Origin of the sequence: Streptomyces sp. DH12 (assembly GCF_020873895.1) — a bacterium.
Taxonomy (GTDB): domain Bacteria; phylum Actinomycetota; class Actinomycetes; order Streptomycetales; family Streptomycetaceae; genus Streptomyces.
The window spans coordinates 147,795-159,923 of sequence record NZ_JAHWGT010000002.1; the positions used below are offsets into that span (position 1 = coordinate 147,795).

Annotated in this window: 10 protein-coding genes; 2 read left to right on the top strand and 8 right to left on the bottom strand. The window is 76.1% G+C overall.

What is annotated here, in order from left to right; all coding sequences use genetic code 11:
- Positions 1-159: 159 nt before the first annotated feature.
- The 5 genes from LPA54_RS02220 to LPA54_RS02240 form a co-directional block, all read right to left on the bottom strand.
- Entirely contained in the window at positions 160-1,503 is a 1,344-nt protein-coding gene (locus tag LPA54_RS02220; protein ID WP_228973346.1) for a serine hydrolase, read from the bottom strand.
- A 130-nt stretch (positions 1,504-1,633) separates the two neighbouring features.
- Complete coding sequence (locus LPA54_RS02225; protein WP_228973347.1) at positions 1,634-3,022, bottom strand: sensor histidine kinase; 1,389 nt, start codon at positions 3,020-3,022, stop codon at positions 1,634-1,636.
- A gap of 20 nt (positions 3,023-3,042) precedes the next feature.
- On the bottom strand, positions 3,043-3,714 hold the full coding sequence (locus LPA54_RS02230) for a response regulator transcription factor (RefSeq protein ID WP_228973348.1): 672 nt from the start codon (positions 3,712-3,714) through the stop codon (positions 3,043-3,045).
- A 156-nt stretch (positions 3,715-3,870) separates the two neighbouring features.
- The gene (locus LPA54_RS02235; RefSeq protein WP_228973349.1) at positions 3,871-5,850 is read right to left on the bottom strand and encodes an FtsX-like permease family protein; all 1,980 of its coding nucleotides are present in this window, start codon (positions 5,848-5,850) and stop codon (positions 3,871-3,873) included.
- Positions 5,850-6,596 (bottom strand): ABC transporter ATP-binding protein, encoded by a 747-nt coding sequence (locus tag LPA54_RS02240; protein WP_228973350.1) that lies wholly within the window; start codon positions 6,594-6,596, stop codon positions 5,850-5,852. The genes LPA54_RS02235 and LPA54_RS02240 overlap by 1 nt, the downstream gene beginning before the upstream one ends.
- A 149-nt stretch (positions 6,597-6,745) precedes the next feature.
- Between LPA54_RS02240 and LPA54_RS02245 the strand changes: the two genes are divergently transcribed.
- Together LPA54_RS02245 and LPA54_RS02250 are read left to right on the top strand one after the other, a co-directional pair.
- Positions 6,746-8,023, top strand: a complete 1,278-nt coding sequence (locus LPA54_RS02245; protein ID WP_228973351.1) for a sensor histidine kinase — start codon at positions 6,746-6,748, stop codon at positions 8,021-8,023.
- Positions 8,011-8,679: a response regulator transcription factor gene (locus LPA54_RS02250; RefSeq protein ID WP_170814960.1), complete on the top strand. Its 669-nt coding sequence runs from the start codon at positions 8,011-8,013 to the stop codon at positions 8,677-8,679. The genes LPA54_RS02245 and LPA54_RS02250 overlap by 13 nt, the downstream gene beginning before the upstream one ends.
- Positions 8,680-8,803: 124 nt before the next feature.
- Here the strand turns inward: LPA54_RS02250 and LPA54_RS02255 are convergent, their stop codons facing one another.
- Genes LPA54_RS02255 through LPA54_RS02265 form a run of 3 tightly spaced genes read right to left on the bottom strand, consistent with a single transcriptional unit; the run spans position 8,804 to position 12,022 of the window.
- Positions 8,804-9,973 (bottom strand): glycosyltransferase family 4 protein, encoded by a 1,170-nt coding sequence (locus tag LPA54_RS02255; RefSeq protein WP_228973352.1) that lies wholly within the window; start codon positions 9,971-9,973, stop codon positions 8,804-8,806.
- Between the two features lie 31 nt (positions 9,974-10,004).
- Positions 10,005-10,736: an FkbM family methyltransferase gene (locus tag LPA54_RS02260; protein ID WP_228973353.1), complete on the bottom strand. Its 732-nt coding sequence runs from the start codon at positions 10,734-10,736 to the stop codon at positions 10,005-10,007.
- Positions 10,733-12,022, bottom strand: coding sequence for a glycosyltransferase 87 family protein (locus tag LPA54_RS02265; RefSeq protein WP_228973354.1), 1,290 nt, complete (start codon positions 12,020-12,022; stop codon positions 10,733-10,735). The genes LPA54_RS02260 and LPA54_RS02265 overlap by 4 nt, the downstream gene beginning before the upstream one ends.
- Between the last annotated feature and the right edge of the window lie 107 nt (positions 12,023-12,129).

Genomic DNA, 12,129 nt, shown 5'->3' on the forward strand with positions numbered 1-12,129 from the left:
TGTACCTCCAGGGAAGGGCGGCTTCCGGGCGCGGGTGTGCCAGGGGCGGGGCGCGGAAGCCGGGTAAGTCGGAAAATGGGGCGGAGCGGAGAGGGGCCGTCGCGGACCCGGCCGGGGCGCGGTCAGGGGACCGGGCGGCGGCCGGGCGCGCGGGCGGGGTTACGCGGCCGTCGTCCGCCGGGCGGAGCGGCCGCCGAGCTGCATGAGGGTGACGTCGCCCGTGGCGGGGTCGGTGACGAACCGGCCGGTGTAGGGGGCGGTGTCGGTGTCGGTGCGCCGCGCGGTGAAGGCGAGGTCGCCGTGGAGCGTCAGGTCGGCGGTGAGGCCGGTGGCGTCCGTCAGGCGCAGGGCGGTGCCCTCGCGGTGGGCCCGGACGGCGAAGCGGGTGTCGCCGTTGCGGTAGTCGCCGGCGAAGCGGTCGAGGCCGGTGGTCACGGCGGGCGCGGTGGACGCCGCGGGGCGGTGGTCGCCCACGGGGACGCCGTGCTCCCGCAGCGCGTCGACCAGGTCGGCCCAGAGCAGGGTGCCGGTGGTGGCGTTGGCGGTGAGGGCCACGGCGGTGCCGGTGGCCGGGTGGAAGCGCAGGTGGGCGCTGGCGCCGTCGGCGGTGCCGTCGTGGCCGAGCCAGGGGCCGACGGGCGAGGCGTAGTGGGCGAGGCCGAGGCCCCACCCGTCGGCCATGCCGAAGGCGTCGGCGGCGGGTGCCGCGGCGCTCATCTCGGCGCGCTCCGCGGCCGGGAGCAGGGTGTCGGCGCCGGGGCGGGTGCCCAGGTGCAGGGTGGCGAGGGCGACCAGGTCGTCCGCGCTGCCGGCGAGTCCGCCCGCCGGGGCCCAGCCGGCCGGCAGGTACAGGCCGACGGGGTGCGCCGCGCGCTCCCGGCCGGGCCGGACGGCGTGGCCGTCGGCCACCTCGCGCAGGCCGGTCGCGGTACCGCCGCCGGGGAACACCGGGTCGATGCCGAGCGGCCGCAGGAGGGAGTTCTCCATGACGGCCTGCCACTTCATGTCGGCGGTCGCCTCGATGACGCGGCCGAGGACGTTGTAGCCGGTGTTCGAGTAGGAGAAGCAGTGCCCCGGAGCGTGCAGGGTGCGGGTGGTCGCGACGCTCGCCGCGTACCGCGCCAGGGAGGACTCCCCGGCGTCGTCGAGCTCGTGGTCGGCGACCAGTCCCGCGGTGTGGCTGAGCAGGTGCCGCAGGGTGACGGCGGACATCCTCCCGTCCACCGCCCCGTCGAACTCGGCCAGGCAGTCGGCGACCGGGTCGTCCCATTCGAGGTCGCCCTCGGCGACGAGCTGGGCGACCACCGTGGCCGTGAAGGCCTTGGTCACCGAACCCAGCGCGAAAGCGGTGTCCGCGGTCACCGGCGCGGTCGTGCCGGCCCGTCTCACGCCCGTGGCCACGGACAGGGTCTCCCCCGCCCGGTGGATGGTCAGCTGTGCGCCGGGGACCGAGTGGTCCTGCGCGAGCCCGCGCAGTCGGTCCACCGCGAAATGCGCTTCCACGTCTCCCCCTCGTCAAGCTCCGTCGGTACGGCTACCCGCACCACGGGGGGTGCGGGTAGCCGTACCCCCCCATCCTCGATCACGTGTTCAACGAAGGGCAAGAGCTTTCGATCTGAGGAAAAGACGCAGGTCAGATGGGGTGCACTGACCAGGGGAGAGTCGCGGTCACCGTGGTGGGTCCACCGGGCGGACTACTGATGTCCAACCGCCCGTTGAGCGCGGCGGCCCGGTCCTCCAACCCCCGCAGCCCGGTGCCCGCCGCCAGCGAGGCCCCGCCGGTGCCGTCGTCCGTCACCGCCACCACGAGCTGGTTGTCGTACTCCTCCAGCCGGACGTGGATGCGGGTCGCGGAGGCGTGCTTGACCGTGTTCGCCAGGCACTCGGCGACGATGTAGTACGCGGTCGACTCCACGCTCACGTCCGGGCGCCGGTCCAGGCCGCTGGAGACGACGACCGGTACGTGGAACCGCTCCGTCAGCGCCGTGACGGCCGCGTCGAGACCCCGGTCGCTCAGGATGGGCGGCTGGATGCCGTGGACCAGGTCCCGTATCTCGTCGAGCGCCTTGCCGATCTCCTGGTGGGTCTCGTCGATGAGCGCGGACAGGTACTCCGCGTCGTCCTTGCGGCGGTGCCTCGCGTGTGACAGGTGCATCAGCAGGACCGCCAGGCGCGCCTGCGCCCCGTCGTGCAGATCCCTCTCCAGCCGGCGGTAGTCGGCGTCGTTCACCCGCAGCGCCGCGATGCGCTGGCGCTCGGCCGCCTCCTCCCGCCGCTGGGCCTCCGCCTCGTCGATGCGGCTGAGGATGCGGCGCACCAGCCGGGCCCGCAACTTGCCCATCCAGAACAGCAGCCCGAGCAGCGCCGAGAAGAGCGCCACGGAAGCGGCGGCCACCGACACGCGCGTGGCGGCCCCCGTCACCGGCAGCGTCAGACCGGGCCCGAACGCGAGCTGCTCGGGCGGCCCGAGGGGCAGTGCCACGACGAACGCGACCACCGGGACGGCCAGCGCCGCCAGCGGCAGCAGCCACACCGTGCCGAACAGCAGCAGGCCCAGGTAGCCGATGTCGTCCCAACTCGCCTCGGCCGACCGGTGCTCCCGCTCCCGCTCCGCCTCCCGCTCCGCCGCGGCGGACCGGTGTGCCGGGTCGCCAAGGTCGCCGACGACCGAGTGGGCGAGCAGGCGCTCCAGGTCGGCGACGGCCCGCAGCAGGGGCAGGCTGAACGACATGCCGTCGCGCAGGGCCGCCATCCGGGCCGGCACCTGCCGCAGCACCTCGCTCAGGGCGCCGGCCGGCCGGGGCGTCCGCCGCCGCCTCGCCGGGACCGCCCAGCGCGCCACGGCCGCCGCGCCGCGCACGGCGGCGACGACCGCCGCCGGCAGGCCGGCGAGCAGCAGCCACGAGGCGGCGCGCAGCGCCAGGGAGGCCACCACGAGCGGGGCCAGCAGCAGGCCGACCAGGCTGCCCACGGAGAGGTAGATCAGGCCGGCGGCCACACGGTAGGGGGTCGGGAGTGTCACGGGACCACGGACCACGTACGTCAGTCGACCCTGTCCTGGAGCCTCTCCATGCCCCGCAGGTAATCCAGCACCGCCAGGACCCGGCGGTGGTTCTCACCCGAGTTCGGAATCCTCAACTTGCCCAGGATCGACGTCACGTGCTTTTCCACCGCGCGCTCGGATATCCCCAGCCGGTTCACGATCCCGCTGTTCGTCAGCCCGGTCGCCATGAGTTCCAGCACCTGGCGTTCGCGCGGCGTCAGCAATTCCGTGGCGCGCTTCTCGCGCGGACTGCCGACGAACTGCTTGAAGATGTCGGAGTCCAGGACGGTCTCGCCGCGCCGGACCCGGTGCAGGGCGGCGAGGAACTCCTCGAAGTCCCCGACGCGCTGCTTGAGCAGGTACCCCGTCCCCGCCGGCGCGTCCCGGACCAACTCCTCGGCGTACGTGGGCTCCACGTACTGGGAGAGGAGGAGCACCGCGGTGTCGCCGCAGAGCTTCTGGATCTCCAGGGCGGCGCGTATGCCCTCGTCGGTGAAGGTGGGCGGCATGCGGACATCCATGATCACGACGTGCGGCCGGGTGGCCCGGACGGCTTCCAGGACCCCCGTGGTGTCGCTCAGCGAAGCGACCACCTCGATGCCCTCGTCCGCCAGCAGCCTCGCCATTCCGGCTCGCAAGAGCGCGGAATCCTCGGCGATCGCGACGCGCATGGAGACTCCTGCTCGTTAGGATCGTGCCAACCAACCGGCGGGCATGCGCCCCCCAATGGTGAAGGGAAAGTGAAGCTGTGTGGGGGGCCATCAGCATAGGCGCGGCGCGACGCATGACGCTACGCCGAGCGCCGTGTGTCCACGGGGTGGATGGCCCTACTGGCGGGAAGTGACCGTAGCGACGCTCACGTGCCGGAGCAAACGGCCGGTCGCCGCGAGGCTCACCAGCACCCCCACCGCCACGCACGCCGCGGTGAGCGCGCCGAGCATCCCCCACTCCACCCGCAGCGGCGCCTCACCGCCGAACACCGTGAGCGCCCCCCGGTAGGCCCGCGCCCCCACCGCCACCACCGCGGCCGCGATCCCCACGCCCAGCAGCGAGGTGGACAGCGTCTCCCACAGCGCCATCCGGCGCACCTGCGCCGCGCTGACCCCGAGCATCCGCATGCCCGCGACCTCCCGGCCGCGCCGGCTGTAGGACATCACCAGCGTGCCCGCCACCGCGATCAGCGCGTACAGCGACGCGGGCACCGTCAGCACCGCGAGCACCAGCCGGTTGAGCCGGTCCTGATCGCTCGCCGCCCGCCCGAACCACTCCGCCGACGGCACCGCCCGCACCCGGTCGGCGCCGACGCGCGCGGTCAGGTCCGCGGCCACCTCCCGCGCCGAGCCGGCGGCCCCGGGGTCGAGCAGCACCGCGGCCCGCGCGGGGGCCGGCGCCGCGCCCCGCGCCCCGGGCGGCAGGAGCAGCGGCGGCACCGCCGACCCGCCGTCCAGCACCGCCACCACGCGGGCCTCGACCGGCTCGCCGCCGAACACCCCGTACGTCACCGTCGAACCCGCCCGGTGCCCGTACCAGTCGGCGAACTCCCGCGACACGGCGACCGTCCCCGGCCGGAGCGGCCCCAGGGACCCGCCCACCACGGTGATCCGGTGCGTACGGGCCAGCGCGGCCGGGTCGGCGACCGCGGCCTGCTCCTTCCACACCGAGTGCGGTCCGGCGACCGCCACCTCCAGCGGGGCCGGCGCCGAGACCGCCGCCACCCGCGGGTCGGCGCGCACGGCGGCCACGACGTCCGCGGGCAGCGCCCCGCCCCGGGCGGGCTCCACGACGAGCTGGGCGACGGTACGCGCCCGGTCGTCCGCCTCCGTCGCCGCGCCCGTGGTGGACAGCACCGTGGTGAAGACGCCGACGGTCGACAGGATCGCCAGCACCGGCCCCACCAGGGACGCCGTACGCCGCCGCGACGTGCGCACCGACTCCGCGGCCAGCCGCCCGGCCACCGGGTCGGCCCAGCGCAGCGGCAGCGCCATCAGCCGCAGCAGCGGCGGCAGGTAGACCGGTCCCAGCAGCGTGGCGGCGACGGCGAGCGCCATCGTCCCGAACAGCGCCAGCGGAGTGGCCGCCTCCGAACCCGCGCCGGGGGCCAGCGCCACCATCACCGCACCGGTCACCAGCGCCAGCACGCCCGTCACCCCGCGCCCCGCCGTCATCGTCCGGGCGTCCAGGTCCGCCTCGCGCAGCGCCTCCGTCGGGCGCACCCGGGCGGCCCTCCTCGACGCGGCCAGCATCCCCAGCACGGCCATCAGCAGACCGCTGCCCGCGGCGAACACCAGCGGCCACAGCAGCGGCCCCGGGCGCAGCGCGACCGGCGAAAGACCGGTGCCGTCGAGCGCCTCCACCGCCACCGGCGCCGACACCGCGGCGAGCACGCACCCCACGAGCGCGGCGGGCACCGCCACCGCCAGCGACTCGCCCAGCACCATCCGCCGCACCTGCGGCCCGCCCGCGCCGACCAGGCGCAGCAGCCCCATGTCGCGGCGGCGCAGCGCGATGCCGAACGCGCACGTACCGGCGATGACGAACACCGTCACGAACGCCGACACGACCCCCGCCATCGCCAGCACGCTCTGCACCCCGCCCATGTCCACGTCGCCGCCGGACAGGGTGCGCGCCGTGCCGGTGCCGTCGGTGAGCGTCACCGACGGGCCGCCGCCCGACGCGGGCACCGCCCAGGTCGCGGCCAGCGCCGAGGCCGACACCCCGATCAGCGCCACGCCGAGCGCCAGCGCCACGAACGTGCCGGCGAACAGGGCCCAGTAGTGCCGCACCGACCACAGCGAGATCCGCCACATCACCGCTCCCACAGGCTCAGCTGGTGGGCGACCGCGTCGGCCGTGGGATGGTCGAGCCGCCCGACGACCACGCCGTCCGACAGGAACACCACCCGGTCCGCGCACGCGGCGGCCGCCGGGTCGTGCGTCACCATGGCGACCGTGCGGCCGGCGCCGTCGACCACGGCCCGCAGCAGCTCCATGATCTGCCGACCGCTGCGCCGGTCCAGCGAGCCGGTCGGTTCGTCGGCGAAGACGATCTCCGGCTCGGCGACCAGCGTCCGCGCGATCGCGACCCGCTGCTGCTGACCGCCGGAGAGCTGCGCGGGCCGCCGGTCCGCCTGGTCCGCCAGACCCACCTGGCGCAGCGCCTCCATGACCCGGTCCCGCTTCACGCGGCCGCGCCGCAGCCGCAGCGGCAGGGCGACGTTCTCGTACGCGCTCAGCATCGGCAGCAGGTTGAACTGCTGGAAGACGAAGCCGATCCGGCTCCGGCGCACCGCCGTCAGCTCCCGCTCGCCGCAGGCCGCCAGGTCGGTGTCGCCGAGGAGGACCCGGCCGCTGTCGGGCTTGTCCAGTCCCGCGGCGCAGTTCAGCAGCGTCGTCTTGCCGGAGCCGGACGGGCCCATCACGGCGGTCAACGCCCGCTGCGGGAAGCCCAGGCTGACCTCGCGCAGCACGGGGACGCGCCCGGCGGCGCTCGCGTAGCCCTTGGAGACCGCGGCCAGCTGGACGGCGGGGAGCTGGATGTCGGTGAGCAGTGACATGCTCCCAGTCCAGCAGAACCGACCGCCCTGGTCAGTGGGCCTGCGGGGAGTCCTCGGGGGAGGGTTTTCCCTACCATCCGCCGCGGTCCGGCGGCCGGTTAGAGTACCCGTGGATCCACACGCCCCACGGCCCCGGAGGAACACGCACCATGACCGTCGCCGTCTGGGAGGCCATGCGGCGGCGCCCGCTGCGCTTCGCGCTCTCCACGTGGCCCCTGCGGTGCTGGGCGTTCCTGCTGAGCGGCACCGTCGTCGGCGGTGTGGTCCTGCTCCTGTGGGCCGCCCTCCTCCTCGTCGGTGTCGTCCTGTCCCCGGTCGGCGTCGGACTGCTCGCCCTCATGGCGGCCGCTGTCGCCGGCATCCCCGTCGCCGCCCTGGAGCGGCGGCGGTTGCGGCTGGTCGAACCGGAGGCGCTCCTCGACCCGCACGGCTCCCTGCCCGGCACGGGCGCCTGGCCGTGGCTGCGCACCCGGCTGCGCGAGCGGGCCACCTGGCGGGAGCTCGGGTACACGCTCGCCCTGGGCGTCGTCTTCACCGCCACGGGGATCGGCTTCACCGCCCTGCTCGGCCTGTCCGTGCTGCTGACGGCGACGCCCGCCATCGTGTGGGCGATCGCCCCCGACACGGTCATGCTGGTGCCCGGCGAGCCCCTCTCCGACCCCGTCGCCGCCCTGCCCGGCAGCGCGGTGGGCCTGCTCGGACTGCTCGTCTCGGCGTACGTGGGAGGGCTGCTCGCGGGCGCGCAGGTGTGGGTCGCCCAGTCCCTGCTGTCGGCGCGCGACGAGGACCTCAGCAGCCGGGTCATCGAACTGACCCGCTCCCGCGCCCGGTTGATCGACGCGTTCGAGGCGGAGCGGCGCCGGATCGAGCGGGACCTGCACGACGGCGCGCAGCAGCAGCTCGTGGCGCTCAGCATGACCCTGGGCCTGGCCGAGCTGGAGCTGCGCGGCCAGGACTCGCCCGCCTCCCCGCTCATCGCCCGCGCCCGCGGCGAGGCCCGCCAGGCCCTGGACCAGCTGCGCTCCCTGGTGCGCGGCATCCACCCCCAGGTCCTCACCGACCACGGCCTGCCCGCCGCCGTCGCCGAACTCGCCCTGCGCAACCCGATCCCGGTGACCGTCGACATCGAACTGCCGCACCGGCTGCCGTCCGCGGTCGAGACGACGGCGTACTTCACCGTCACCGAGGCGCTGACGAACGCCTCCAAGCACAGCGGCGCCGACGAGGTCGCCGTCGTCGGCCGCCTGCGCGACGACAGGCTGGTCCTGCTCATCACCGACAACGGGCACGGCGGTGCCGATCCGGCCGCCGGGGCCGGTCTGCAAGGATTGGCGGACCGGGTGGCCATCCTGAAGGGGAGACTCATCGTGACCAGTCCTGCCGGCGGTCCCACGCAGCTGCGGGTGGAGGTGCCGTGCTCCGCGTAGTGCTCGCCGAGGACGCCGTCCTGCTGCGCGCCGGACTGGTGGAGCTGCTGTCGCGCGTCGGACACGAGGTGACCGCCGCCGTCGGGGACGCCGGGGAACTGGCGCGGGCCGTGGACGCCGACCGGCCGGACGTGGTCATCACCGACGTGCGGATGCCGCCGGACTTCCGCGACGAGGGGCTGAAGGCGGCGTTGGAACTGCGCGGCCGCCACCCGGGCCTGCCGGTGCTGGTGCTCTCGCAGTACGTCGCCACCGCCTACGCCACCCAGTTGTTCAGCGGCGGCACGCCGGCCGACGGCGGGCTCGGCTACCTGCTGAAGGACCGGGTCGGGGAGGTCACCGACTTCCTGGACGCGCTGGACCGCGTCGCCGGCGGGCAGACCGTGATCGACCCGGAGGTCGTGCGGGTGCTGCTCCAGCAGCGGACCGCCGAGGAGCCGCTGCAACGCCTCACGCCCCGCGAGCGGGAGGTCCTGGGTCTCATGGCGGAGGGGCTCAACAACCAGGCCATCGCGCACCGGCTCACCATCACGGAGGCGTCCGTGGTCAAGCACTCCAGCAACATCTTCATGAAGCTGGAGCTCGACCCGGCCGAGGGCAACCGCCGGGTCCTGGCCGTCCTGGCCCACCTGCGCCGCGAGGCCCCGCCGGCCTGACCGGGGACCGGGCGGGCCGCCGCCCCGCGCGCGGCGCGGCCCCGAGGGGAGGGGCCGCGGCGGCCGGCAGGGCGGCGTGCGGGCAGGTCCGGCAGGGCGGCGGACGGGCGGGGCCGACGGCCCGTCAGCCCTTGGCGTCGCCCCGCTCGCACACCGCCGCCCGGAGGTCGGCGCCCGGGGTGAGCAGCCGCGTCAGCCGCTCCGCCGACGCGTCCCAGGACCACTCCTCGGCCGCCCACGCCCGGCCCGCCTCGCCCATCGCGGCGGCCCGCTCCGGGTCGCGCAGGATCCCCGCGACGGCGTCGGCCACGGCCCTGACGTCCGTGCCGTCCACGACGGTGCCCGTCACCCCGTCGACGACCGTGTCCGGCGCGCCGCCCGAGTCGCCGGCGACCACGGGCAGCCCGCTCGCGGCCGCCTCCAGGAACACGATGCCCAGCCCCTCCGCCTCCAGCCCGGCCTTCCGCGTCCGGCACGGCATCGCGAACACGTCCGCCGCCGCGTAGTACGGGGCCGTCGACGCGTGGTCCAGCCCCCCGGCGAACACGACATGCCCGTCGGCGTGCCGGCGGGCGAGCCCGCGCAGCCGCTCCTCGTCCGGACCGCCGCCCACGATCACCAGCACCGCGTCCGGCACGGCCCGCCGGATGGCCGGCAGCGCCCGTATCAGCGTGTCCTGGCCCTTGCGCGTCACCAGCCGCGAGACGCACAGCACGACCTTGCGGCCCACGATGCCGTGCCGCTCGCGGACCTCCCGCGCCCGCTCCGGCACGGGCCGGAACGCCGCCGCCTCCACCCCCGGCACCAGCCGCACCAGCTGCGCCCGCGGCCCCAGCGCCGGGGCGATGCGCCGCCGGGTGTACTCGCCGAGGTACGTGACGGCGTCCACGTGGTTCCCGATGCGCCGCATCACCTGCCGGGCACCCGGCGTGCGCGCCCACCAGATCTCGTGGCCGTGCGTGGTGGCGACCATCCGCCGTATCCCGCCGCGCCGCAGCGCCGGCGCCATCGCGGCCAGCGGCGCGGCCGCCCCGAACCAGGCGCGGTCGCACCCGTGCCGCCGGGCGATCTCCAGTGCGCGCCGGGTCACGCGGGGCGTGGGCAGCAGCATCCGGCTGGGGTCCCGCACCACCGGGAAGGGCAGGGTGGCGTCGTACGCGGCGGCGCCCGGCTCGCTGGACGTGTAGACGACCACGTCGTTGCCGGGGACGCGGGTCGCCATGGCGTGGACGAACGTCTCGATGCCCCCCTGGCGGGGCGGGAAGTCGTTGGTGACGATCAGGGTGCTGCCCATGGGTGGTCGCTGCCTTCGTGGGAGGGGGCGGTCAGGCGGTGAAGAGGTAGTTGCGGCAGTCGTCGGTGACGCGGGGCACGGGGATCCAGCGGCCGTGCCGCCGGCGGTGGGCCCGGTAGCCGAGGTCCCGCAGGTGCCCGAGGACGTCGGCCGGCCGCGCGCCGTACTTCGCCAGGTGCCGGTGCTCGATCTCCAGCAGGAGCGTGGGCCGGTGGCGGCGCAGGGCGGCCGACCCGCCCTCCAGCACGGCCAGTTCGGCGCCCTCGACGTCGGCTTTCACGAACGTCAGCCGATCCAGGCCGGCCTCGTGGACCAGGTCGTCGAGCGTGCGGACGGGGGCGCCCACGGCGCGGGCGGCGGCGAACTCGGCGTTGGGGCCGGGCCCGTCGGCCCCGTCGGTGAGGTAGGCCCGGCCGTGCACCGGCAGGCCGCGCCGGATCGGCAGGCTGAGCGTCCCCTGCCCGGGCCGGGCGGCCAGGGCGGCGCGGTGCACGGTCACGTTGCGGGCGCCGAGGAGCCCCGCCGCGGCGCGCAGCCAGCGGTGGGGGCCGGGCAGCGGCTCCACGCAGTGCACCCGGCCGGACGGCCCGGCCAGCGCGGACAGCACCCAGGTGTACAGCCCGTACTCGGCGCCCACGTCCACGCACACCGCCCCCGGCGGTACGAACGCGCGCAGCCCCGCCACCTCGTCCTCCACGAACGGGAACCGGTGGGCGCCCCAGCGCAGGGCGGCTGCCACCGCCGCGGTACGCCGGGCGCTCACCGCGCGCCCCAGGCGGCCGGCGCCGGGCGCGCCGGCCGGGAGGCCCGTACGACGGGGCTGCGCACGGGTTCCGCGCGGCGGGCGCCGTCCACCAGCCGGGCCAGCACGGCCAGCGCGACCGGCAGGGCCAGGTACCCGAACCGCCCGGCCGGGGCGAGGAGGAACGCCACGCACAGGCCGACGGCGAGCCGGTCGGCGGCGGACACGAGGTCGTACGGCTGTCGTACGGCGAGGGAGACGGCGACGGCCGCCCCGCCGATCAGCAGCAGGGCCACGGCCGCGTACCAGCCGGCCGGCCCCAGGTCGGCGAGGAGCCGCCCGGGCAGCGGACTGGCCGCCGGGGTCTCCCACGGCCCGCGCCCCGTCGGGAACGCGAACACCTGCTGCCACAGGGGCCCCGGCGACAGCAGCGCGCTCGGCAGCACCAGCAGCACGGTGCCCGCCACCGCAACGCCCGCCCCGCGCACGGCCGCCCGCGCCCCGCCCCGCTGGGCGAGCAGCGCCACGGCGACCGCGAGGGCGGGCCACGCCGTCCACTTCAGCGAGCAGGCCGCCGCGAGCGCCAGCCCGGCGGCCACCGGGCGCCGGCGGGCCGCGTAGGCCAGCGCCAGGAACAGCAGCCCGATCAGCGGCAGGTCGACACCGCTGACGCAGAGCGGCAACGCCGTCACGGGGGAGGCGACGAACGCCCCGACGGCGTCCCGGCGCGCGGTACCACGGCGGGCGGCACCCGTTCGACCGGAGCCGCGCCCACCGGGACCGCGCCCACCGGCCCCCTGCCCGGTCGTCCGGTGCGCCGCCCACAGGCAGCCGAGGAACGCCGCCGCGCACCAGAGCCGGGCGTCCCCCAGCAGCCCGGGCAGCCAACCGCTGTCGCCCAGCACCGCCCGCGGCAGCCCGAACGCCGCCATACCGGGCAGATAGGGGGTCACGTCGAGCACCGCGCGCGGGTCGGGGAGGTACGGGGTGGCCTGGTGCAGGGTCAGCACCCCGGACCGCTCGATGACCCCGACCTCGCTCTGTGCCCCGCCGCCGACCAGCAGCACCAGCAGCGGTACGGCCACCGCGCCGGCGAGGGCGAGGGCGACGGACGGCCCGCGCCCCCGCGGCCACAGCGCGGCGACGGCCGCGCAGAGGTAGCCGACGGCCGCGCAGGCCCCCCAGACCCGGTGCGGCGCGGGCGCCGCGACGAGCGGGAACACCCCGGCCCACACGGACGCCGCGAACCAGCCACCGGACCACGACAGCCGGTGCTTCCAGGGGAGTTGCGTCGGAGGAGTAAGCACCCCTCCATGAGACCGGACCCTTACCGCCAGGTCATGACGGCCAGGTCGAGACCTGAGGGTCGGGTTTACCCGACCACGCCGGGGCGCCGGGGCGCCCCGGCCCGCGG

What these genes read in the sequence shown, in the direction of transcription:
- LPA54_RS02235 (WP_228973349.1), bottom strand. Translation starts at nt 5,850, where the DNA reads ATGTGGCGGATCTCGCTGTGGTCGGTGCGGCACTACTGGGCCCTGTTC.
- LPA54_RS02245 (WP_228973351.1), top strand. Translation starts at nt 6,746, where the DNA reads ATGACCGTCGCCGTCTGGGAGGCCATGCGGCGGCGCCCGCTGCGCTTC.
- LPA54_RS02255 (WP_228973352.1), bottom strand. Translation starts at nt 9,973, where the DNA reads ATGGGCAGCACCCTGATCGTCACCAACGACTTCCCGCCCCGCCAGGGG.
- LPA54_RS02230 (WP_228973348.1), bottom strand. Translation starts at nt 3,714, where the DNA reads ATGCGCGTCGCGATCGCCGAGGATTCCGCGCTCTTGCGAGCCGGAATG.
- LPA54_RS02240 (WP_228973350.1), bottom strand. Translation starts at nt 6,596, where the DNA reads ATGTCACTGCTCACCGACATCCAGCTCCCCGCCGTCCAGCTGGCCGCG.